This window comes from Aquimarina aggregata, from assembly GCF_001632745.1.
GTDB lineage: Bacteria > Bacteroidota > Bacteroidia > Flavobacteriales > Flavobacteriaceae > Aquimarina > Aquimarina aggregata.
Genome location: NZ_LQRT01000013.1, coordinates 115,443 through 139,020 on the forward strand (window position 1 = coordinate 115,443; position 23,578 = coordinate 139,020).

Below are 23,578 nucleotides of genomic sequence, written 5' to 3' on the forward strand. Positions count from 1 at the left end.
GTAACAACATGCATAAAACATAACTAGTAAGTGCTAAACTGAAAGTAAAAGTTAGCAGCCAATGTCCAGAAAAAACCGAAAAACAAAGTAACATTTTGCTCGGCTACGAGACATATATTAAACGTTAGTGCTAATTACTCAAAAATGAAAATACCTAAAATTAAAAGAATAATTGACAGACGTATTCTAATCAACTACCAAGTTGACAAGGAAGTTTTAGAAAATTATTTACCGAAGCCATTTAAACCTAAACTGGTAAATGGAAAAGGTGTTGCTGGAATATGTTTAATCAGACTAAAAGAAATCAGACCTAAAGGGTTACCAAAACAAATCGGAATTTCCTCTGAGAACGGAGCTCATAGAATTGCAGTTGAATGGAATGAAAATGGAAAATTAAACGAAGGTGTTTATATTCCGAGAAGAGATACTTCTTCGAAATTGAACTCTTTAGCTGGAGGAACTATGTTTCCTGGAATTCATCATCTTGCTGAATTTACGGTTAATGAATCAGATAGGAATTATAATGTGGCATTTATTAGTGATGATGGAACCTCTTTATCAATCGAGGCTCGTGAGACTGACAAATGGAATGAAGAAAGTGTATTTGAAAATCTAAATTGTGTCTCAGATTTTTTCGAGAATGGTTCAATTGGTTATTCTCCTGGCAAAAATGAATTTGACGGATTAAAACTCGAGGCATATAACTGGAAAGTATCTCTTTTGGAGGTAAAAGAGGTGCAATCAAGTTTTTTTGAGAATGAAGACATTTTTCCAAAAGGTTCTGTGAAATTTGATAATGCTCTTTTGATGAGAGATATTGAACACGAATGGATTGCATTGGAAAAAATAAAAACTACTAACACTATATAACAAAAAATAGCCGCACTATAGGTCAGTAACATTCGTTATATTTAACGTTTGGTACAATTATGACAAATACTATTTTCCATAACGAAGAATTTGAAATAAATAGAATTTCTATACCTGAATTCAAATTAAAGAATGGGAATCTTATTAGGATTTATGTCCCAAATTTTGACAGGAAATATCTGCCTTTAGGTTTTGATTTAACTATTGAATTAATAAAACGTTTTCAAAATCAAAAACCTGATTTTCCATGGGCAAAAAACTATCAACAAGGGACATTAATGGAATTATTAAGTCCTTTGACTGTAAATAAATACCTGATCAATAAAATGAGGATTGACAAATTGATAGCTCAAAAAATTGTCGAAGAGATCGGAATTAATTCAAAAGACAAATTAGGAAATTTAAGTTTCACAAATAGAAAAGCGCTAATAATAAAAGCACTGTTTAACAAAAACAATAGTATAATTTTGGATTATTACGGAGTAGGTGCTAACGGAATTGGATTTTTGGAAAGTTTAGTAAATTCCGAAATAAAAAATGGTAAATCTGCCATCACATTTGATAGATTAGAATTTAAAGCTGATAAAGAACCGTTTCAAAATATTATCCCAATAGAAATAAAAAACTGTCCCCTTCACGATAATTGTGATCACAGCAGCTAAGTGATGAATCGAATGGCTATTGTATTTTTGGTAAAGCGCAATGCTTGCAAGACTGAAAAAAACAGCAACTAATACGCAGATATCTTCAATGATTAGGTAACATTTTTCCTCACTACGACACAAATGTTAAACATTGATATTAATTAACCAAAAAATAAATGAATAAAGTCTGGAAACTTTCGGAGTCAAAATCAGATAAATTAATTTTGATAAAAAACCAAACTATTTATAAAGGAAACCCTGGAAAGGAAAAAATTAACAAATTCTCTCTGGATGTTGAAACTTATTCAAATAATGAAATTGAAAAGGAATTATTTGGTATACCTTATCATTACATTAAAAAAGTAATAAATCAAAAAGGAATCAAACATATAAAAGTACTTTTCGGAAATGACTCTGAAGAAGAACTCATCATAGAAGACGAAAAAATCAAAAATGAAATTTTTGAATTCTTAAAAAAAGATATTATAGAATTAAAATACAAATTGGAATTACCAAGTTTTTTCAATTATTGTAAAGCACAGATTTTTGCGATACTTATTTTAACTGGAATTTTTATTTGGAGTATGTATTACGCCATCGAAATTGATAAGGGCACTGTTTTTGAATTGCGTGGTGGAGGTGGACGACTTGGAATAGGTGGACTTGTATTCATCCTTGGAAATCTTGGCAAGATGAAACTAATAATTGGATATTCCGCTTTTATAGGACTTGCACTATTATCCATGTTTCGCAAATTAAAATCTAGAACGGAAATAGAAGTTTTATATCGATAAAAACTAACACCAATAACACAATTGTGATCATAGCAGCTAAGCAATACATCGAATAGCTACTATATTTGATTATGCACAATGCTTGCAAAAAGTAAGATAACATTCTGCCCTATTACGATACATATATTATACGTTGCGCTTCAGTATAATAAACCGCTAACTAAGACTAAAATTCTTTAGAAAAATTAGACAAAACTTACTTTTTAGAGTAAAATCGAAAATATTTTAAACCTATTCTTGGAGAAATTATTTTTTACTTTTGAATATTACAAAAAAAAGTTTCTAATTTATGAGCACTAAAGAGCCGTCCAAGAATACATTAAAAACCGTATGGCGTTCATTTGCTAGTAGTTCTGTATGGCGTTGGTTTCAGAAAGCAATTATATTGATTATTTTCTCGTTAGTCGCAAATCATTTAGCAGCGAGTGATAATTTTCTTGATAGTGCAACGTATAGATTTCCTACTGTAGGCTTTCTTTTTACTATTGTTTTTTTTATTGTCGTGGGAATCATTGCAGAACTTAATTTTAAATTTTATAAGAAAAAGTACTTCTCTAAGAAAGTAGAAATTGCTACTATCATAAGGTTTATGGCTTCAACTTTAGGATACTTTACAATAATCTATATTCCTGTAAATATTATTTTAGAGATAGTTTTAGATGGGGAAATACAGTTCTATTATACATTAATTGGTTTAGTAATTTCGTTATTAATATGTTTTATTCTCATAGGTCTATTGTATGCTAAAGATCTACATAATTTATATAAGGTATCTATAAAAGATGCTGAAATTATTATTGACAGCGGTGCGAAAGTAACAAAGCTTACTTACGAAAATATTGCATGTTTTTATAGCGCAAACAAAATTGTATATACGGTTCAAAATAATGGCACCACAATTAACACCGATTTTACATTAAATGAACTCGAAGAAACTATAAACGATCAATTATTTTTTAGGGCCAATCGGCAAATTATAATCCACAAAGATACCGTAGACCTAATTGAAAAAATTGAAAATGGCAAGTTGCGTATTCAGTTAAAATCTTTCATTAAAAACGATGCAATTTCAGAAATCAACATCAGTCGTTACAAACGAAAAGCATTTATGGATTGGTTTCAATAAAAGATTCTAAAAAGTACCGACTATTCAGTTATAAATTACGACCCTTCAGTAAAAACATAAGTATTTAAAGGGGTTTTCAGAGATTTTGTTCATTATTTCGTCTAGAATTTAAAATCAAAAAACAATGAATAAAATCACCTTACGACAAATATTAATTCCTTTAATTACATTTACAATCATCTGCTTTTTATGGTTTGGACCAATTTATTTAAGTTTCTTTACAAATATTATTGCTTCGATAGTAATCATTATAGCAAATTATATAGAATACAAAAGAAAAGCATTTTCAGAACTTGGGTTTCAACGGGAAAAATTCACAACCAAAAACATTCTCGTACTTGCTCCATTAGTTGCACTGGGGCTCTTTATTTTTTATGCCTTTTTATTGGTACCTGTAATTACTAAACTCACTGGAGTTCCTATAGATTATTCAAGTTTTGATGAATTAAAAGGAAATCTTCCTACCTTATTATTTACTTTATTAATAGTATGGGCCACTTCAGGGTTCGGAGAAGAGATAATTTTTCGCGGTTATTTTATGCGACAATTTGTAAAATTCTTTGGAGAAAGCAAAATTAGTATCGTAATTAATATTATTCTAGTTACTGGTTTTTTTGGCTTCATGCACGGTCAACAAGGTATTACAGGACAACTTGTTACTTGGATTACCGGAGCACTTATAGCTCTGATATTCTACTTACGCAAATATGATTTGTGGTTTGTTATTGCGGTACACGGTTTTTTTAACACCATAGCTTTAATTTGTATCTACTTTGATTTGGTGTAACGATAACTAGAAACATCGCTAATTTTAAAAATTAAGTTATTTTAAATTAACGTGAGTACAACAACAGCTATAATTCATGTCGGTGGAATTTCTTAAACAGAAATTCCTATCTTGTTGTGGTGGTTTGGTTTTCTCAGAATGTCCTAAAAGAGTACATCACAACTAGGCCATAGTCGAACCGTTGTATGCCATTTAACTCACTATAAAGGATAATGAAAATAATACGAACAAATTCTCAAAATCCAGAATTTAAAAGACTTGTACAATTACTAAATCTAGACCTCGCAGGAAGAGATGGTAAGGCTCATCCTTTGTCTCAATTTAATGACATCTCCAATTTAAATTATGTTGTTTTGGCATTAAAAGAGGACAAAGCAATTGGTTGCGGAGCAATCTCTGAATACAATTATAATTCTATGGAGATTAAAAGAATGTATGTATCGCCAGAAACAAGAGGTCAAAGAGTTGGAGAAAAAGTTTTATCCGAATTAGAAAACTGGTCTAAGGAATTAGGATATTCCAGATGTGTACTTTTTATGGGGTCAAAACAACCCGAGGCTGGTAAACTTTATCAAAGAAACAATTACAATTTTATAGAGAAATACGGTATACTAAAGGATATTCCTGATAGCTTATGCCTTGCAAAAGATTTATAAATTAAAACGAATGTACAACGACCAATAAAATTAATTACTACAAGCATAATAACAAAAAAACTAGCGGATTTTTATTTAACATACATTAGTTAAATTCATTGTTTAAAACACGTAACTAATTACATCAATTATGAATTAAGTTTGAAAAATTAATGTTGTAACTATCCATTTTTCCAAATCAAATAAGCAGATCGTTGTTTAAAGAGAAGTTGCTTTACATATTTAAAGTAACCAATACGGTTAATCCAAACACTAAATCGCAATTTAAAACAAGATTTTGTCATAGTAATTCGTTATTTTAGTGTCAAACATCTTTTTTAACCCTAAAGACATCTACTTTGAAGATTAAAAAATTCTGGAAACGAATTTTATTAGCCCTAATCTTAGTTCCAATTTTAGTAGTAGGAGGACTAATGTTATATATTCAGAATAATCAATCTGAAATTATAAAAGACGAGATCGCTAAACTTAATAAAGAACACAAAGGCCTTATTAGCGTGGGTAAAAGTGAATTATCACTTTTTAGTAACTTTCCATATATCTCTATAAAAGTATACGATGTAAAAATTTTGGAAACCAAAGAAGACAATGCACCCATAATAATGGATGTAAAAGATATATATATAGGCTTTAACCTATGGGATATGGTGAAAGGAAACTATGATATTCAGTCTTTAATAGTAGAAGAAGGTGTTTTTAATATTGTGATTCATGAAAATAATACTACGAATATACAAAACTCCTTAGCAAGCACTTCTGAAACGGAAACACCTTCTACTAATATTCATCTAAAAAAAATACGATTTAAAAGTCTAGACATTCATACATTAGATGAAGCTACCAATACAGATGTCGAAAAATACATGTACGCCGGTACGGGTGGTTTTAGTCAAAAGGATAGCATTATTGCTGGGCATGTTGACACTCATTTTGAGTTAAATGTAATCAAAGACGGAGATACAACTTTCATTCATGATAAACATTTTGAAGTACATACAGACCTAATATTTAATGAATACACAGGCATTCTCGACATACAACCTTCTAGTATTGTTATGGAAAATGGCGATTTTGAATTAGAAGGCTCGATAGATACAAAAAATGATGTAGATCTTGATCTAGCTATAAAAGGAACGAAGCCCAATTTTGATATGTTGATCGCTTTTGCTCCCACAGATGTCATACCAGTATTAGAAAAATACAGAAATGCTGGTGAAATCTATTTTAATGCTAATATCAAAGGTCCTGCCAACAAAGGAAACAGACCTTTTATCAAAGCCAATTTTGGAGCAGGAAAAGCCTTTTTAGAAAATACCAAAAAAGCAAAAAAGATTGATCATATGGGCTTTAATGGTCATTTTACGAATGGGAAAAATAGAGATGCAAGTACCATGGAGTTTTCGCTAACCGATATGACAGCGTCTTTGGAAAAAGGAGAGTTTACAGGTTCTATTTTTGTGAAGAATTTTGAATCCCCAGAAGTAAATATGCAAATAAACTCGAATTTTAATCTCGATTTTATTACAGAATTTTTTGAACTAGAGCAAGTACAGGACGCTACTGGAGAAGTTTCGTTGAAAATGAATTTTCATGATATTATAGATATTGACAATCCCGAAAAAGCATTAGAAAAACTCAATCAGGCATACTTTACAGAATTGATTGTAAAAGATTTAAGTTTAGTTGCCCAAGAACTTCCTGCTCCATTACATGATTTAAATGTACATTTGGTAATGAATGGTAAGGAAGCAACTCTAAACAAGTTCGAAATGCTGATGGGAGATTCTGATTTATCAATACAAGGTTTTCTTTCGGACTTACCTGCGATTTTACACCATACAAACATCCCAATAGATGTACATTTAGATATTGCCTCTAAGCACCTAGATATTGCCCAGCTAACAAGCTTTTCACAACAGGACACAACCCAAACTCGGTTCGATGAACAAATAAAGGATCTAAGTCTAGGTCTTTCTTTTAAAGCTTCTGCAAAAGATTTCACAGAATCTGAGTATTTACCAAAAGGCGAATTTTTTATTGATAGCTTATATGCAGATTTGAAGTATTATCCGCATAAGTTACATGATTTTCATGCCGATGTCTTAATCGATAACAAAGACTTAAAAGTAATAGATTTTACAGGCTATATAGATGATAGTGATTTTCATTTTGACGCTCTAATACATGATTACGCCTTTTGGATGAAACCTCAACTTAAAGGAGATGTAGATTTAGATATCAATCTCACTTCTAAAAAGCTAAGATTAGAAGATGTTTTTTCGTACAAGGGAGAAAACTATGTTCCAGAAGAGTATAGACATGAAGAATTTGACGATTTGGCATTGCATATTGCCACTAGTATGCATTATAAAGATTCTGCGTTACATTCTATCGATCTTACTTTAGACAAGTTAGATACAAAAATGAAATTGCATCCACTACGTTTTGATAATTTTAGAGGAAACATATATTACGAAGAGGAACACTTAATGATAAAAGACTTTCATGGTGAAATAGGAACGACCAATTTTAGTTTCGATTTGAACTATTATTTGGGGAAAGATTCGCAAATAAAGAAAAGAGATAATTACCTCGATTTAAAAGCAAATTATATTGACTTTGATGCGCTTTTTAAATTCGACTTAGGTTCATCAAAACCAACAGAAGCTGTAACTTCAAAAACCGAAGATGTAAAAGAACATGCAGATGCTTTTAATTTATATGAGTTACCATTTACCGATATGCAATTTAAGGCAGATATTGCTCACTTTATTTATCACAGAATAGATCTTCAAAATATCAAAGCCGATTTAAGAACAACACCTAACCATTACATTTATATAGATACATTAAACATGGATGCTGCAGGAGGAAATATTCGATTGAGTGGGTATTTTAATGGTAGCGATCCAAAACATATCTATATGCAGCCGGATTTGGTTATGAATAATGTTGATTTGGATAAACTGCTATTTAAATTCGAAAATTTTGGACAAGATCATCTTGTTTCAGAAAATTTACAAGGAAAACTCACCTCTAGAATTAAAGGAAAAATTAGAGTATACCCCGATATGGTTCCTGATCTAGATCAATCTACTCTAGAAATGGACGTAAAAGTATTAAATGGAAGATTAAAAAATTATGATCCAATGTTAGCACTTTCGGATTACATGGGAGATAAAAACCTGCAAAATATTCGGTTTGATACGTTACAAAATAGCTTAGCAATAAAGAAAGGAAAAATCAATATCCCTTCTATGAGGATCGAATCTACTTTGGGACATATAGAACTATCAGGAACTCATGATAGTAATCAAAATATAGATTATTATTTACGCATTCCTTGGAAAACCGTAAGAAAAGCTGCTTGGCAAAAATTATTTGGAAATAAAAAAGATACTATCATTAGCAAGGAACAAGAAAATGAAATTATAGAAATAGATCCTAACAAAAAAATAAAATATCTCAATCTAAAGATAAAAGGTAGTATCGATGATTATAAGGTTTCATTGAGCAAGAAAAAAGATTAGATGTAATGATGAATAAGTGAAATTACCATTGCTAACACTTTATATGTGATCATAGCAATTCCGTGTTTAATCAAATAGTTGTTTTATTTTTGGTAAGCCGTAATCCCCACAAAAAGTAAAAATTAGCAATCAACTCTGAGAAAATATTAATTTGTTCTGACTAGAATCCGTACATCATGTTTTAAAAAAATTGAAGATAGAAAAATCGGATTAAAAGAAATATTACAATTGACTTGTAAAAGATCATAGTTCTTATAACCCCCCATTAATTATGCTTTAAGATGAATGTTTTAATTATATATTGTCACCCAAGTAAAAAATCTTACACGCATCAAATTCTACAACAATTAAAAAAGGTTTTGAAAAACGAAAGTATAAAATTCGAAATTTCGGATTTGTATGAAATGAACTTTCAAACAGAAATGACAGAACAGGAGTATATGCGAGAAGGACTTCTTAATTTGGATTTACCCATCCCTGAAGATGTACAAAAAGAACAAGAAAAAATTGAAAATGCTGATTGTATAATTTTCTTATATCCCGTGTGGTGGAGTGATTGCCCGGCCAAATTAAAAGGTTGGTTTGATAGAGTTTATACAGTTGGATATGCTTACGGGTATGACAAAGCCGAAAAAGAAAATAAAAAAATGAAAACTGTTAAATATGGTATTTCTTTATGTACTGCGGGGCATCCAAATATGTTTTTAGACGAAATCGGAATCGCTGAAAGCATGAGGAATATTATGATTGATGACAGATTAGGGCAACGATTCAGTAATAAAGAGCTAATAATTTTAGGTGGAACTTTGGATAGAAAAAAAGTAGAGAAAGACCACTCTAAAATTGTTAAAAGCATTCCTAAACGTATAAAAAAATACTGTGCCTAAAAACATAAATTGATGAATAACAACAAATGATTATTACCTACTGAAATACCATAATTAATTTTTAATATAAAATCACTAGAATAAAGAAAAGGCAATTGTCATTCAATTAACAGGCACATCCGAATAACTACACTATGGTGTAAAATGTACAATACCTTTTTTTAGATCTATCTCCCCTCTCCTAGTCTATTTTTACCAACAAATCCTTTTGAATATTCATAAACACCCTTAAATACCACAATATGTTCTAAACTTTATGTTTAGGTATTTCTTCAGGGTCTATAAGCATACTATTTTCACGTTCATATATAAAATTGATATAGATCAATTTTACTTCTTGATAGAAGTCAAGCTTTTTTCTTAGCACAGGTCATATTAATCTCATCATATATGACGCAACTTTGTAATGTAAATAATTGATAAATCTAGTGTACGGTTTATTTGACTATTAGTTATATAAAACTAAAGCCTAATCTTTAAAAAAATAAAATAAAACCAAAATAAATAATATCCTCATGAATAAGTATTTACTCCCAGTTATAGCCATTGTTGTTGGTGTTATTATTGCTTTTATTACCAAAAAGCAAAAATCAATAGGCACTAAACTCTTATTAGCATTTAGTGGTGCATTTCTATTAGCATTAGCACTTTTTGATCTATTGCCAGAAGTATATCATCATTTAGACGGCAAGCAAACCGGACTTTTTATAATGTGCGGTATCTTATTGCAAATTGTTTTAGAATTTTTCTCTAAGGGTGTCGAGCATGGTCATGAACATATACAAAAAGAAGGTAAAGAGTTTCCGTGGGTACTATTTATAAGTCTTTGCATTCATAGTTTTTTAGAAGGGTTTCCTATTCATCAACACAATGATATGGTGTATGGCATACTGATTCATAAAATTCCGATAGCAGCCTTAATAACTACATTTTTACTTCAATCTAGTTATAATAAAACTCAAATTATTGGATTCTTGGTAGTATTTGCTGTAATGACACCTCTAGGTACTTACATATCAAATAATACAGTCTTAGCTACCGAACATATTGATATTGTTAATGCGATAGTCATCGGTATCTTTTTACATATTGCTACAACTATTCTATTTGAAACTAGTGAAGGCCATAAATTTAATTTATCCAAGCTGGTAGTGGTATGTTTGGGTATTTCGATTGCTCATTTTATCTAAATATTCCAAAAAAAAGAATCAAGACAAATGTAGTAAGAGCTCTGGATTAACTTTAGAAAACCATTTTCCAAGAAAAATGGCTATTATACGCCACTATACTTAAAGAAGTTCCTTTCAAATTTCGTTTTTATACTAGCTTACAAGTTTTCTATTTGACTTGTATTTCATAAATTTAGGTGTACAAAAAAACAATTCATCGTACATTAACAAGTTCTAGGGTATTCTCGAAATTTAAAACAAGTAAAATGACAGAAATTGAAATGCTAAGTAAGCAAACCCATGATACATATCAATGGATATACAACCTTATAGATTCAATACCCGAAGAAAAGTGGAATGAAACTCCTGAAGTATTAGAATCTAATGTCACTTGGCAAGTAGGGCATTTAATAATTAGTATTTATTATCATTCAATTCTTGTAGTTAAAGGACATCAAAAAGATGTTTTAAAACTAGTTCCTATTAAGAAATACTCTGATTTGTATACCTTCTATTCTTCGCCTAGAAATTCTACTGGAAAATTTAGTTTAAGAGAATTAAAAAATCATCTTGATATTATTGTTAAGAAGTCAATTGAAATAATAAACTCATTAGCTCCTGAAGAACTTAAAAATGAATTGGTACCCGGAAAAGTAGAACATCCTGTTGCCAAAACCAAGTTTGAAGCAATAGATTGGAACATTAAACATACAATGTGGCATTGTGGACAGCTTGCTAGTTTAAAAAGAATATTAGGAAATCCCTACCAGTTTGAAATAAAGAAAGTCGAGAAAATGTAAATTAAAAACTCTTCTAAAAATAATAGAATTTACATAGCTATCCATAGAAAAAAAATGATGTTAGAAAGTGTGCAGCATTTTATGAGTATCCAGAAAAACTGCACACAACAACATAAAAAACAAATATTAGATTGTAATAATCATATCGGATTTCCCTTGAAATACCTAGAGGTTCTTCTCTTTTTGCTATCTTTATTTCTTAAATACTACACATAATAAATAAAGACGTTATTGGCAAGAGTCAAAAAACACGAATCGATGAGTATATACAAAGGAATATTGGATAACATAGCCAGATATGTGAAACTAACAGATGATGAAATTAATGAGTTTACTTCCATATTAAAAACTACTAGAATAAAGAAAAGGCAATTTGTTATTCAACCTGGGTTTGTATCCGAATATCGAAATTATATTGTAGAAGGTGCAGTCCGGGTTTTTTATTTGGATGACCTTGGTAAAGAGCATACCGTAAGTATTGGAATCGAGGATTGGTTTTTTACAGACTTTCACAGTTATTTAAATAGAACTCCTGCAGAATATTATGCCGAAGCTCTTGAAGATTCTCTGATTTTACAAATGAAATATGAAGATGTTGAAGAACTTTGTAGTAGAATACACCCTTTATGTCAGTATTTTAGATTGTATATAGAAAGAGCCTTATCTTATTCTAACACGAGAGTTATTTCAAATATTAGTAAAACCTCAGAGGAACGATACTGGGAGTACGTTAATAAATATCCTCAAATAGCAAATCGAATACCACAGTATGTCTTAGCATCCTATTTAGGAATTTCACCAGAATCTATAAGCAGAATACGTTCGCGCTCTTAAGTTAAAAATCTATGTGGTAATCCCACAACACATCAAACAGATTCTTCATTTTTAAACTCTTCGACTTTTTACTAGAGCCGCAAACTTTAGGGTTTTAAACCTTCTAAGAATAAAAATTGATCTAGATCAATTTTACTCCTTGATAGAGGTCAAGCTTTTTTCTTAACACACGTCATATTAATCTCTTCACATATGACGCAACTTTGTAATGTTAATAATTAACAAATAGATCATGAAAAATGGAGGCTTCATAAAAGTAAAGTTTTGAAGCACCAACTAGGAACAAATTTCTCCTGATAATCGAGTAATCTTTGATCAAATGAAAAATCATTTGGTAAAGTTCCCAAGATCGAAAATGTAAAAGCATTCCCTTTATAAGGGCTTACTATATTTTTTAATATAAAAGAATTAATAATGAAAACTATGACAATTCCTTCCTATCGAGAAGGTTTAAAGGAATTAAAAGAAAATACATCACGGATGCTTTCTGCTCATGCAGGTGACGTATTTAATTTAGATGCCGAAGGATTAAGAAAAGAACACACTTCTATTTTAAAACTTCAGGTTGGAGAAAAAGCCCCAAATTTTACACTATTAAATACATTTAATGAATGCATTAACCTTTATAACGTTTTACAAACCAAAAGAGTTGTTCTTACTTTTTATAGAGGTACTTGGTGTCCTTATTGTAATTTAATATTGAGCCAGTATCAGACTGTTCTTCCAGAAATAGAGAAAGCAGGAGCTACACTAATCGCTATTTCTCCGCAAACACCAGACGAATCTTTGAATATAAAAGAGAAAAATGCATTACAATTTGAAGTCTTAAGTGATAATGGGAATATCGTGTCTAAAGAATTTACAACTATCCATAAAAATCCTAAAAAATCATTAGATAAAATGACCGAATTGGGATACAATTACGATAGTTATTATTCTGATGAAGGAAGTGCAATTCCTATTCCTGCAACATTTATCATCGAAAAAAATGGAACAGTTTCTTTTACAAAAACTGAAGGTGGTGATTATAGAAATCGTGTTGAATCGTCGGATATCATTGCTGCTTTAAATAAATAATAAATGTTCTAGTCAACATCCCAGGATAACTAAAATATGGTTTGAAGTTTACCCGACCATTAGTTCTATAAAACTTAATAACAATCTATTTTAAAAATAAAACAAAGTAAAAACAAGTAAATAATTTATCATGAAAAAAATAATCTTTAAAACCCTCCAATTCGTATTAATTACGTTCATAACTACGCTCCAAGCACAAGAAGCTAAACAACTTATTAGTAAAGTAGTAGAAGCTAATGGCGGCAAGAATACTTTACACAAATTAAAAGATGTATCCTTCGATTACACCTTCAAGGTTAAAGATAACAATGTAGTAGATGTTTCCAAAGAACGGTACATTTTTGATGGCGAAGTTTCTTATGCAGCATATACAAAAAGACAGGTTTATGCACTACCTCAAATCCCTGGTAAAACATACACACAGTTCTTTAATGGTAACAATTCTGTTTCTAAAATAAATGGAAAGACTATCACAGAGCAACAACCTGCATTTATTGGTCATATCCTTAGAAAAACAAACTATTACTGGTTTACAATGATGTTCAAGTTATTAGATCCAGGTGTAAACCATAAAATTCTGACCCCTAGAACTGTAGACGGAATAACTTACAAGATCGTTGAGATGACCTTTGGAGATAACGTAGGAGAATCAAGCAAGGATAAATACATTTTATACATCAATCCAAAAACATATAGGATAGATCAATTTCTATACAACGCTACGGGATTTGGTGTAACTGAACCAAGTATAATGAAAGTGACGTATGAGAAAATAGAAGGTATCTATTTATCTACCTATCGTAAATATGCACCTGCTGATTGGGATGGCAATAAACTAAAAGGCTCATGGACAGAACAATTCACCAAGAATGTAAAGTTTAACAACGGATACAATTTAGAAAACATTCAGAGTTAACCCCTTTAATTCTGTTATATCTCGACACTATACTAAAAGATGAGTACTGCGTAAACATAGTTTGCGGCAAAGTCGATTTATAACTTTTAACAATAGAAAATTCTATAAAAAGAAAAAAAATAAAAACAGAGTAAAAACAAATTAAAAACAAATTAAAAAATTTATTATGAAAGCAGTTGTATATAAAGAAAGAGCACAAATTGAGGTCGTTGATATACCAAAACCTCAATTATTAAAAGACGATGATGTTATCGTACGTATTACACTAGCAGGTGTATGCGGAGCAGATTTAGAATTTACGCAAAACGGACCTGAAATGGGTTTATACAAAGGAATGCGAATAGGTCATGAATTTGTAGGTGTAGTAGACCAAGTTGGTAAAGATATTCATTCCTTAAAAGTTGGAGACCGGGTCATAGCTTCTGCTATGTTTATCGACGGAGATTGTTACTATTGTAAACGTGATTTACCTTCTGCATGTGATCATGGAGGTTTATTTGGGACACCTCTTTTTGCCGAGCATGGAGGGGATGATATCCAAGGAGGCCAAGCTGAATTTATACGTGTCCCTTATGGTAACTCAACACTATTTAAACTTCCAGAAGGTCTAACTGGAGATGAGTATGACACTAAGGTTCTTCCACTTGGAGATAATTTTGCCACAGGTTATCATGGTGCATTAAATGCTAATATTAAAACAGGAGAAACTGTCGTAGTTATAGGTGATGGTGCGGTAGGACTAAGCGCAGTAATGGCAGCTACGTTATTTGGACCTTCTACTATTATTCTTGTAGGCCGTCATGATAGTCGATTAGAATTAGCTAAAACTATTGGAGCAACCCACGTAGTGAACTCAAAAAATGAAGATCCTGTAGCATTTGTGAAATCACTTACAGAAGGAAGAGGAGCAAATTCTGTTATTGATTCTGTTGGTAATAAAACAGCAATTGCACAAGGTATGGAAATGACTCAGGCCGGAGCATCGATTAGTGTTCTAGGATTTGGTCATCTTTATGAACCAGTTGAGCAGCCTTATTCTTCAGCCCTATTTAGAAATATAACGATTCATACTGGTGTTGTAAATGTAGCAGCTTATATGAAAAAGTTACTTCCTATTGTAGAAAGAGGTGTGATTGATCCTAGTAAGATTTTTACTGATATTTTACCCCTTTCTGAGGCAGAAAAAGGATATGATTTAATGCGTGATCGTTCATCAGGAACACTTAAAGTAGCATTACGTCCATAACATTCTTTGTAATAGAAAGTAAAGTTGTACCAAAATTTATGTGTCGAAAAAGGTTTAAAAAAATCTTTTTTGACACATTTTTTATCAAAAAAATTATCTGGTATAAACGGTACTAATTCTTCTTTTTATTACTCGATCAAAGAACAATTTTAAAAATTACAAACTAAGAATATAAAAACATGAAAACATTATTTTTAAGTGTATTAGCAGGGCTTTTATTAGTCTCTTGTACAAATAAGCAAACAACAGAACAAAGAAAACAGGAAGAAACCAATTTAATGGAAACCAGCCGCAAATGGTCTAAAGCATTTTCTACTGAAAAGTATTTTAGTTTTATCGGCGAAGATGGTATTATGATGGCTCCGGATCAACCTCTTTTACAAGGTCATGAAAAAATTAGAAACGTATTAGAACAATTTCAATCACTACCTGGTTTTAACGTTACTTGGGAACCACAAGAAGTATTTGTATCTAATAGCGGAGATTTAGGGTATACTATAGATAAAATGTTGGTGAATTTTGATGATACAGATGGCAATACAGTAAATCAATTTGAAAAAGTTGTTTCTATTTGGAAAAAAGACAAAAATGGTGAGTGGAAAATGGCTGTAGACATTTGGAATGCAGATCCTACTCTAACATCTATCAATAAATAGGTATCATAAGAATATCTAATTACAGTGTCTTATACACCAAAATTTAATGAATTTACTTTAATAAGGGTCACAAAACCCGTAAAAGCAGCTCATTAATCATAAAAAAACATGTTACTTCTCTTTTAATAATAACCATTCTTATTTTTTTAGTATGTCAAACTTAAGAGCCCAAATCACCCTACCTACCTCAAGTCCAGAAGCAGAGGTCAGCCAACGTATAGGGATTACCGATATTACAATTCATTACAACAGGCCATACGTTAAAGGCAGAAAAATCTGGGGTAATTTGGTACCATATGGATTTAATTATTTAGGTTTTGGAACTGCCAAAGCCGCACCTTGGAGGGCTGGGTCAGACTATAACACAACGATCGATTTCTCACACGAGGTAAGTATACAGGGTCATAAAGTTCCTGCAGGAAAATATGCTTTATTTATAGCACCTGAAGAAAATGGAGAAGTGATTATTATCTTATCATCCAATACTTCTTCATGGGGTTCTTATTATTACGATGAAAAAGAAGATATCCTTCGCTTTAAAGTTACTTCTATAGATAAAACTACATCTACTGAAATGTTGACTTATAGTTTTGATTTTGTAGAACCTACTAGTGCTACAGTTTCTTTACATTGGAGTACCAAAGAGATACCCTTTAAAATAGATGTAGCAGTTGATAAAATTGTAATAGCAGGAATTAGTAACGATTTAAGGAATCCAAAAGGATTTCAACAATCTACTTGGGATAGTGCCGCAAATTATGCTTTTAGTATTGGTGAATTAGATCAAGCGCTGCAATGGATTAATGCATCTATTGAAGGTAACTTTTTCAGTAAAGAAACATTTATAAATCTTTCTTTAAAATCTAAGATTTTAGAAAAACAAGGAAAAACTACTGAAGCAAAGCATATACTACAAAGAGCCATCCCATTAGGAAACCCAGATGAACTTTATAGATTAGGCTTAGGTCTCATCGCAGATGGCCAATTAGACAAAGCACTCGAAATCATGCAAGCAAATGTCAAAAATAATGATGGAGCTTTTCCAAGTCATTATGGATTGGCTAGGGCTTTTTCAGCGAAAAACGATTTCAAAAATGCATTGATAGCGTTGGAAAAAACAGGAGCCGATACTCCTGCTCATTTCAAGCCTAGATTTGCAAAATACAAAGCGCAACTCAAAAAAGAAGAGGATATTAATCCTGCATAACTCCTATTCAATATCATGAAAATGAACAATTTTGCCCAAACTAATGGTTTTTAGATATGAAAAAAAAAATCAATGTATAGACTTACTAGCAAACAGAGTTACGGTAATGTGATACTGTAAGAGTATGAATTAAAACAATCATATAACCTATACTATTAATCCCATTTGTTATAATCGTGTAATGAAATAAGAATAAAATTAAGTTTGTTACTCTTCAAGAAGTATTTGCTAAATTAGTTCATGAAATGTAAGATAAAATCACGTCTTAACACATTATTGACGATTGGCAAAAAAACACACACCAATGAGTAAATACAAAGGAATATTGGATAACATCGCCCGATATGTTACACTATCAGATGATGAAATAAAAGAGTTTACCTCTATATTAAAAACGACCAGAATAAAGAAAAGGCAATTTGTTGTTCAACCAGGCTTTATATCTGAATATCAGAACTATATAGTAGAAGGTGCAGTCAGAGTTTTTTATTTAGATGACCTTGGAAAAGAGCATACTATAATTATTGGAATCGAAGATTGGTTTTTTTCAGATTTTTATAGTTATGTACATAGAACTCCTGCAGAATATTACGCTGAAGCACTTGAGGACTCTTTAATTCTACAAATGAAATACGAAGATGTTGAAGAGCTTTGCAACAGAATACATCCTATATGCCAATATTTTAGATTGTTAATACAAAAAGGGTTTGCCTATTCTCATAAAAGAACCATTTCCAATATCAGTAAAACTTCAGAAGAGCGATATTGGGAGTACGTTGATAAATATCCACAAATTGCAAATAGAGTACCGCAGTATGTATTAGCCTCATATTTAGGGATTTCTCCAGAATCAATCAGCAGAATCCGTTCGCGCTCATAAATAATATGATAATGAATACATAACTACTTTCTGTTATTGTCATTATCGCAGCTCAGTGATGAATTGAATGATTGTTGTATTTTTGGTAAGATGTGACATTCGAATTGGTACAGCAAACAATGAATGTTCAAGAAAAATTAAAAAATAAAGTATTATTTTGCCTTAATACGCATCTATGTTAAACGATGTATATCATAACAGAAAAAGACTAACCAAATCATAACTTTAAACAATAAATGCCTGAACTTATAAAATATCGTGAGAAACTAAATATTACCCAAGAAGAACTTGCTGAAAAATCGGGAATATCTGTGAGAACGATACAGAGAATTGAGGCTGGAGCTAAACTAAAAGGACATACTTTAAATGCTATTGCTAAAGCATTACAAATTAGTAAAGAAGAGTTAATTAAAGAAAAGAGTGAAGAGACCTCTAATTATAAGCTTATGAAATTGATTAACATTTCCTCTTTACCTTTCGTTGTGGTTCCCTTTCTAAACATATTTGTTCCAGTTGCTATTATTTATGCAAAAAAGGAGTATAATTCATTAACAAAACAAATTGTTTCGATTCAAATAATGTGGACTATTATTTCGGGTTTTCTTTTTTTATTGAGCCCTTTTTTCAATAGAATATTCACATCAGAAATTAGACTTGTTTTACCAGTTTTGATAGTTTCTGTCTTGGTAAATATTATAATCATCTTAGTAAATACTATAGCATTAGACAAAAACAAAAAACTTCGTATCAAATTGAAATTCAGCTTGATATAAAAAATGTCGGGAATTTGGCGGGATTTTATCGGGGTGTTTTCGTGTTGATTCGTTTTTAAATTATAGAGTATTGCATCATTGTTAAACTAAAAATAAAATCAATAACAATGAAGCAATTCAATCTACTTATTTTCACAATTTTAATTCTTTTTTCGAAAAACATTCAATCACAGATTTCTAAAAGCTCAACACTTTTTAAGGACTTAAAAAGTGTTGATAGTTTATTCTTTAATGAAGGCTTTAACAAATGTAATTTTCAAATACTCGAAAAATATATTCCATCAGATTTTGAGTTTTATCATGATGAAAATGGTGTGCAAAACAGGGAACAGTTTCTAAAAGGGTTTAAAGAAAGTATTTGTTCAAATACTGAAAAGAAGCCAATCAGAAAAGTGGTTAACGAGAGTCTCCAAGTTTTTAGGTTAAAAAATAATGGAGAGACATATGGAGCCATTCAAAAAGGTGTTCATCTATTTTACATCAAAGAACCCAATAAACAGCTCTATCTTACCAATATAGCAAAATTCACATCTGTCTGGAATATCCAAAATGGGCAATGGAAACTATCTAGAGTTTTAAGTTATGATCACAAAGAACCAAAAACAGATTATGGATCAGGTTTTAATGCTAATTACCCAATGCCGTTATTTGAGAATGATAAAGAAATAGGTACACTATTAAAAAAACATAAAATACCATCTATATCTGTTGGCTTAATCGAACAGGGTAAAGTGAGTCAAATAAGAACCTTTGGTTTTCAAAAAGATACCATAAAAGCTGGAATCAATAGTATCTATAAAGTTGCTTCATTGACTAAACCTGTTTTTGCTAATGTGGTATTAAAACTCGTAGATATGAATAAACTAAAACTTGACGAACCCTTATCTAAATACTATGTGGATAACGACTTAAAAGGACATCGGTTTTTGAATAAACTAACCGCACGCAACATACTAACTCATCAATCAGGTTTACCTAACTGGAGGTATTTAACCAAAACTAAAAAATTAAGCTTTTTAAGAGAGCCAGGTATCAAATGGGAGTATTCCGGAGAAGGGTTTGAATATTTGCGAAAAGCCATTGAAAGTAAATTACAAAAACCTCTAGAAGTAATAGCACAAGAATTACTGTTCATACCTTTAGAAATGAGCAATACTTCATTTTATTGGACATCTGATATTAAAGAAGACCAATACGCCGTAGAACACAATGAAAATGGTAAAAAGATCAACTTTGAAAAACATACTAAAACCAATGCTGCAGCAAACTTATTAACAACTACAGAAGATTATTCTAAATTTTTAGTTCATCTTTTAAACGGTGCAGGTATTTCTAGAGAATTATATCAAGAATTTATCAAGCCACATTCTAAAGAAAAAGAGGGTATTTTTTGGGGCCTAGGAATACAAATATTACCTAACTTAAACAAAAACGAAACTGTATTAATGCATACCGGAGGAGATTACGGAACCAAAACACTTGCCATTGCTTCACTAAAATCGAAAAAAGGTTTAGTTGTATTTGCAAATTCTGAAAACGGAATGGTTTTATGGAATAAATTGTTAAATGAATATTTACCAAGTTTTGGAGCCGAAATTATGAGTAGAAATATGAAATAAAAACATCATACGGTATACAACAATTTATTTATCCACCCTTCAGGAAGTAAAAGCAATACACAAGAAATGTTGTGTATTACATCTGAACTTAAAAAACGAAACTGTATGAAAACTACAAGGCAGATATTTCTTTGGGGGATATACTGATTACGGAAACATTTATGCCTGAAAAAGTATCTATAAAACAAATTAATCCATATTAATAAACAAGATAAAAAGACTTAGGAAAATTATTTTACCTTGTATTCAAAATTACTTGAGACAGTATATAGCCAATAAACTATGATTCGTAATATGTGTTATTATTATGAATTATCGGTTTAACAAAAAATTTAAAGTATATAGACCAAATCAAAAAGATATAACTAAGGGTTTAATTATAAGTTCACTACTTTTAATTTTCTTAACAGTTGTTGTCTATGGTAATATTCAAATTCAATAAAAAATGAAAATATTAACTAAAGGCACCTATTATGGAGCGATGCATGCCGAGCAGCAGATGAATGGCGTCTTATTTTCAGAATACGATTACCTGACAGATAAAACTGATTGGCACTTTCATGAGAACCCTTATTTCATGTATCTTCTTCAAGGTAATTTATATGATGTAAATAAGAGATGTAAAACCACATGTCCTTCAGGGAGTTTTTTACTTCATAATTGGCAAGAACCTCATTTTAACTCAAAAGCGTCAACTCAAGCTAGAGGGTTTCATATTGAATTTGAAAAGAGCTGGTTTGAAAAGAATAATATAGATATTGATCTTTGGGAAGGTAGTAAACTTATAAAAAACCCTAAATCACATCATATATTGGCGAAGATTTATGCTGAATTTAAATATGCCGATGTTTATTCTGAAATCTCCTGTGAACTCTTAGTATCAGAGTTATGTGAAAACATAGAAAAAGAACAGATTTATTTGTTTGAAGAAAACCCGTCTTGGCTTACAGCTCTTATTGAAATTATTCATCTACACAATGAACCGTTCGATTTAAAATCTCTTTCTCAACAGTTAGGAATACATCCCGGACATTTATCAAGAGCTATCCCAAAATATTTCTCAACAACTTTAGGTGATTATATCCGACAAGTTAAGGTAAAAAGGGCAATCGATCTTATGCTCTATTCTACTACTTCGCTTTCTGCTATTTCCTATGAATGTGGATTTTCAGACCAAAGTCACTTTTCAAGAACTTTCAAAAGATATATGGCAATGACGCCAAGAGAATTTTATAAAAAATGTCGTTGATGTTAATTTCGTTCTATTTTGGTAATCATTTCCATAATAGTTTTACACTTTAATCATTAATCAAATCTTTCATGAGAAATCTCAGTATTATTCTTCTACTAAGTATAACTTTTATACTAACATCATGCGCACAAAATAGTAAACAAAATTATCAAGGAGAATGGGTAGGTTTTCTACCAAATAAAGGTAGTTTCAATTTTCAAGTATCATTAAAACAGTTAGCATCTAATCGTTATCATCTTACTCTAATTAATGATAAAACTGTTATTGATAAAAATTTAGAGTCATCTAATAAGAAACGTGTACAATTAAATGTAGACCAGCAATTATTTCTAGATTTAGAATATAGCCAGGATAAACAACAACTAACAGGATTTATTAAATCCGGAAAGCTATTGTATCATATTGACTTAAAACATATTGGTGATCAAAAGTTTACCGGTGTCTGGAATGCCTTTATGGTAGACAATGGTTTACAGTCTAATGATATTCTTTTATACATAGAAAATATGGACGATGGTAGTCTAGCTGCTTACCCTTTTTTGGGAGATCAAAGGTTTAGAGGAACCTGGACCAGAGATTTTAAAATGAAAGGAAATACACTGCTATTTACAGATGGTAATACCGGATTTAATTTTCGTGCCAAGTTATTAGAAAGCACTATTGATCTTGAAATCCTTTTAAGCAACGTGGTCATTACCAAGACTAGCTTAACCCATACTAATGATGGTTGGGAATATAAAACAGATGCTATTGATCAATCACAAAACACAAATACACCTCAACAATTAAATGATGGTTGGTCTACTGCAAACATTAATAGTTTTGGAATTAAGAAAAACGAGTTAAACCGACTCATAGATAGTATTAATGCTAATAAGCTAGTAAATACACATAGTGTTCTTATTACTAAGAAAAACAAACTTGTATTTGAAAACTATTTTGGTGGATTTAACCGAAATATTCCTCACGACCTACGATCTGCTTCAAAGAGTATTTCTTCTGCTATCATTGGGATAGCCATTGATGATAAAATAATAAAAAATGTTGACGAACCTCTTTATGATTTTGTTCCTAAAGATTATCAATACACCAAAGATGAATTAAAGGCTACTATTAAAATCAAAGACCTATTAACCATGAGTTCGGGGTTAGATGTCAACAATCTAGCTTCAGAAGATTATTACCAAGATCCTAGTCGCACGAAAAATTGGCTGCAAACTGTTTTAGAAGCTCCTATGGTAAAAAAACCAGGAACTTATGCTGATTATGGATCTGCAAATCCTTTTTTACTTGGTATATGTTTAAACGAACGACTAGAAAAGCCTCTTGAGTTTTACATGCAAGAAAAGCTTTTTGGTCCTTTAGGTATCATAAACTACATCAATCAAACAGATGACACACAAATTACACCATACTTTGGGGGAGGCATGCTTTTGACGTCAAGAGATCTTCTCAAATTTGGTCAACTTTACCTCAATGGAGGTCAATGGAATGGAAAACAAATTATTTCAGAACATTGGGTTGCAGAATCATTTAAGAAACGTATGCGTTTACAAGATTCTAGAGATAAAAATGAGTATGGTTATCTATGGTGGCATGATACGTATATAGTAAACGAAAAAGCAATTAAATCTATTGAAGCCAGAGGTGCTGGAGGTCAGTTTATTTTTATAATTCCAGAATTAGAAGCAGTAGTAGTGATCACATCAGGAAATTTTAGAAATCGCAAAGGTAATCAACCAAGAAAAATTTTAAAAGAATACATACTTCCAGCGATGATCAATTAAAAAGTATTTCGATTTTTTAGATTAAAGAAGTTTTCAAAAAATATTGATCATCATATAAAAAAACATGT

At 30.9% G+C, this 23,578-nt stretch carries 21 protein-coding genes; all 21 read left to right on the plus strand.

Annotated features, from left to right (window positions below):
• Positions 1 to 144: 144 nt before the first annotated feature.
• The 21 genes from AWE51_RS11810 (at position 145) to AWE51_RS11910 (ending at position 23,510) form a co-directional block, all read left to right on the plus strand.
• On the plus strand, positions 145 to 870 hold the full coding sequence (locus AWE51_RS11810) for a DUF2071 domain-containing protein (protein WP_066313764.1): 726 nt from the start codon (positions 145 to 147) through the stop codon (positions 868 to 870).
• Positions 871 to 929: 59 nt separating this feature from the next.
• Positions 930 to 1,532: a hypothetical protein gene (locus tag AWE51_RS11815; RefSeq protein ID WP_066313765.1), complete on the plus strand. Its 603-nt coding sequence runs from the start codon at positions 930 to 932 to the stop codon at positions 1,530 to 1,532.
• A 158-nt stretch (positions 1,533 to 1,690) separates the two neighbouring features.
• The gene (locus tag AWE51_RS11820) at positions 1,691 to 2,308 is read left to right on the plus strand and encodes a hypothetical protein (protein ID WP_066313766.1); all 618 of its coding nucleotides are present in this window, start codon (positions 1,691 to 1,693) and stop codon (positions 2,306 to 2,308) included.
• A 289-nt stretch (positions 2,309 to 2,597) separates the two neighbouring features.
• Positions 2,598 to 3,434, plus strand: a complete 837-nt coding sequence (locus AWE51_RS11825) for a LytTR family DNA-binding domain-containing protein (RefSeq protein ID WP_066313767.1) — start codon at positions 2,598 to 2,600, stop codon at positions 3,432 to 3,434.
• Between the two features lie 124 nt (positions 3,435 to 3,558).
• Positions 3,559 to 4,221, plus strand: coding sequence for a CPBP family intramembrane glutamic endopeptidase (locus AWE51_RS11830; RefSeq protein ID WP_066313768.1), 663 nt, complete (start codon positions 3,559 to 3,561; stop codon positions 4,219 to 4,221).
• A 212-nt stretch (positions 4,222 to 4,433) separates the two neighbouring features.
• A complete protein-coding gene (locus tag AWE51_RS11835; RefSeq protein ID WP_198403825.1) occupies positions 4,434 to 4,877 on the plus strand; it encodes a GNAT family N-acetyltransferase in 444 nt (147 codons plus the stop codon).
• Between the two features lie 338 nt (positions 4,878 to 5,215).
• On the plus strand, positions 5,216 to 8,407 hold the full coding sequence (locus AWE51_RS11840; RefSeq protein ID WP_066313770.1) for an AsmA-like C-terminal region-containing protein: 3,192 nt from the start codon (positions 5,216 to 5,218) through the stop codon (positions 8,405 to 8,407).
• A gap of 281 nt (positions 8,408 to 8,688) precedes the next feature.
• Positions 8,689 to 9,294: an NAD(P)H-dependent oxidoreductase gene (locus AWE51_RS11845; RefSeq protein WP_066313771.1), complete on the plus strand. Its 606-nt coding sequence runs from the start codon at positions 8,689 to 8,691 to the stop codon at positions 9,292 to 9,294.
• 515 nt (positions 9,295 to 9,809) lie between these two features.
• Positions 9,810 to 10,484 (plus strand): ZIP family metal transporter, encoded by a 675-nt coding sequence (locus tag AWE51_RS11850; RefSeq protein WP_066313774.1) that lies wholly within the window; start codon positions 9,810 to 9,812, stop codon positions 10,482 to 10,484.
• A gap of 245 nt (positions 10,485 to 10,729) precedes the next feature.
• Positions 10,730 to 11,263, plus strand: coding sequence for a DinB family protein (locus tag AWE51_RS11855; RefSeq protein WP_066313775.1), 534 nt, complete (start codon positions 10,730 to 10,732; stop codon positions 11,261 to 11,263).
• Positions 11,264 to 11,521: 258 nt separating this feature from the next.
• Positions 11,522 to 12,097, plus strand: coding sequence for a Crp/Fnr family transcriptional regulator (locus AWE51_RS11860; RefSeq protein ID WP_066313776.1), 576 nt, complete (start codon positions 11,522 to 11,524; stop codon positions 12,095 to 12,097).
• A 414-nt stretch (positions 12,098 to 12,511) separates the two neighbouring features.
• Positions 12,512 to 13,174, plus strand: a complete 663-nt coding sequence (locus tag AWE51_RS11865; RefSeq protein WP_066313777.1) for a peroxiredoxin-like family protein — start codon at positions 12,512 to 12,514, stop codon at positions 13,172 to 13,174.
• Between the two features lie 130 nt (positions 13,175 to 13,304).
• A complete protein-coding gene (locus AWE51_RS11870) occupies positions 13,305 to 14,090 on the plus strand; it encodes a DUF6503 family protein (RefSeq protein ID WP_066313778.1) in 786 nt (261 codons plus the stop codon).
• A gap of 166 nt (positions 14,091 to 14,256) precedes the next feature.
• Positions 14,257 to 15,336 carry a zinc-dependent alcohol dehydrogenase gene (locus AWE51_RS11875; RefSeq protein ID WP_066313779.1) on the plus strand — a complete coding sequence of 360 codons (1,080 nt, stop codon included), beginning with the start codon at positions 14,257 to 14,259 and terminating at the stop codon, positions 15,334 to 15,336.
• A 179-nt stretch (positions 15,337 to 15,515) separates the two neighbouring features.
• A complete protein-coding gene (locus AWE51_RS11880) occupies positions 15,516 to 15,992 on the plus strand; it encodes a YybH family protein (protein WP_066313780.1) in 477 nt (158 codons plus the stop codon).
• A 151-nt stretch (positions 15,993 to 16,143) separates the two neighbouring features.
• Positions 16,144 to 17,199 (plus strand): DUF2911 domain-containing protein, encoded by a 1,056-nt coding sequence (locus AWE51_RS11885; RefSeq protein WP_066313782.1) that lies wholly within the window; start codon positions 16,144 to 16,146, stop codon positions 17,197 to 17,199.
• Positions 17,200 to 17,503: 304 nt separating this feature from the next.
• A complete protein-coding gene (locus tag AWE51_RS11890; RefSeq protein ID WP_066313784.1) occupies positions 17,504 to 18,079 on the plus strand; it encodes a Crp/Fnr family transcriptional regulator in 576 nt (191 codons plus the stop codon).
• Between the two features lie 236 nt (positions 18,080 to 18,315).
• Positions 18,316 to 18,852 (plus strand): helix-turn-helix domain-containing protein, encoded by a 537-nt coding sequence (locus AWE51_RS11895; protein WP_066313786.1) that lies wholly within the window; start codon positions 18,316 to 18,318, stop codon positions 18,850 to 18,852.
• A 107-nt stretch (positions 18,853 to 18,959) separates the two neighbouring features.
• Positions 18,960 to 20,471 (plus strand): serine hydrolase, encoded by a 1,512-nt coding sequence (locus tag AWE51_RS11900; protein WP_066313788.1) that lies wholly within the window; start codon positions 18,960 to 18,962, stop codon positions 20,469 to 20,471.
• A gap of 445 nt (positions 20,472 to 20,916) precedes the next feature.
• Positions 20,917 to 21,720 (plus strand): helix-turn-helix domain-containing protein, encoded by an 804-nt coding sequence (locus AWE51_RS11905; RefSeq protein WP_066313790.1) that lies wholly within the window; start codon positions 20,917 to 20,919, stop codon positions 21,718 to 21,720.
• Between the two features lie 71 nt (positions 21,721 to 21,791).
• On the plus strand, positions 21,792 to 23,510 hold the full coding sequence (locus AWE51_RS11910; RefSeq protein ID WP_066313791.1) for a serine hydrolase domain-containing protein: 1,719 nt from the start codon (positions 21,792 to 21,794) through the stop codon (positions 23,508 to 23,510).
• The last annotated feature ends 68 nt before the right edge of the window (positions 23,511 to 23,578 follow it).

Excerpts from the sequence above, each read along its gene's own strand:
- AWE51_RS11810 (WP_066313764.1), top strand. The coding sequence starts at position 145 with ATGAAAATACCTAAAATTAAAAGAATAATTGACAGACGTATTCTAATC.
- AWE51_RS11815 (WP_066313765.1), top strand. The coding sequence starts at position 930 with ATGACAAATACTATTTTCCATAACGAAGAATTTGAAATAAATAGAATT.
- AWE51_RS11820 (WP_066313766.1), top strand. The coding sequence starts at position 1,691 with ATGAATAAAGTCTGGAAACTTTCGGAGTCAAAATCAGATAAATTAATT.
- AWE51_RS11825 (WP_066313767.1), top strand. The coding sequence starts at position 2,598 with ATGAGCACTAAAGAGCCGTCCAAGAATACATTAAAAACCGTATGGCGT.
- AWE51_RS11830 (WP_066313768.1), top strand. The coding sequence starts at position 3,559 with ATGAATAAAATCACCTTACGACAAATATTAATTCCTTTAATTACATTT.
- AWE51_RS11835 (WP_198403825.1), top strand. The coding sequence starts at position 4,434 with ATGAAAATAATACGAACAAATTCTCAAAATCCAGAATTTAAAAGACTT.
- AWE51_RS11845 (WP_066313771.1), top strand. The coding sequence starts at position 8,689 with ATGAATGTTTTAATTATATATTGTCACCCAAGTAAAAAATCTTACACG.
- AWE51_RS11850 (WP_066313774.1), top strand. The coding sequence starts at position 9,810 with ATGAATAAGTATTTACTCCCAGTTATAGCCATTGTTGTTGGTGTTATT.
- AWE51_RS11855 (WP_066313775.1), top strand. The coding sequence starts at position 10,730 with ATGACAGAAATTGAAATGCTAAGTAAGCAAACCCATGATACATATCAA.
- AWE51_RS11860 (WP_066313776.1), top strand. The coding sequence starts at position 11,522 with ATGAGTATATACAAAGGAATATTGGATAACATAGCCAGATATGTGAAA.
- AWE51_RS11865 (WP_066313777.1), top strand. The coding sequence starts at position 12,512 with ATGAAAACTATGACAATTCCTTCCTATCGAGAAGGTTTAAAGGAATTA.
- AWE51_RS11870 (WP_066313778.1), top strand. The coding sequence starts at position 13,305 with ATGAAAAAAATAATCTTTAAAACCCTCCAATTCGTATTAATTACGTTC.
- AWE51_RS11875 (WP_066313779.1), top strand. The coding sequence starts at position 14,257 with ATGAAAGCAGTTGTATATAAAGAAAGAGCACAAATTGAGGTCGTTGAT.
- AWE51_RS11880 (WP_066313780.1), top strand. The coding sequence starts at position 15,516 with ATGAAAACATTATTTTTAAGTGTATTAGCAGGGCTTTTATTAGTCTCT.
- AWE51_RS11885 (WP_066313782.1), top strand. The coding sequence starts at position 16,144 with ATGTCAAACTTAAGAGCCCAAATCACCCTACCTACCTCAAGTCCAGAA.
- AWE51_RS11890 (WP_066313784.1), top strand. The coding sequence starts at position 17,504 with ATGAGTAAATACAAAGGAATATTGGATAACATCGCCCGATATGTTACA.
- AWE51_RS11895 (WP_066313786.1), top strand. The coding sequence starts at position 18,316 with ATGCCTGAACTTATAAAATATCGTGAGAAACTAAATATTACCCAAGAA.
- AWE51_RS11900 (WP_066313788.1), top strand. The coding sequence starts at position 18,960 with ATGAAGCAATTCAATCTACTTATTTTCACAATTTTAATTCTTTTTTCG.
- AWE51_RS11905 (WP_066313790.1), top strand. The coding sequence starts at position 20,917 with ATGAAAATATTAACTAAAGGCACCTATTATGGAGCGATGCATGCCGAG.
- AWE51_RS11910 (WP_066313791.1), top strand. The coding sequence starts at position 21,792 with ATGAGAAATCTCAGTATTATTCTTCTACTAAGTATAACTTTTATACTA.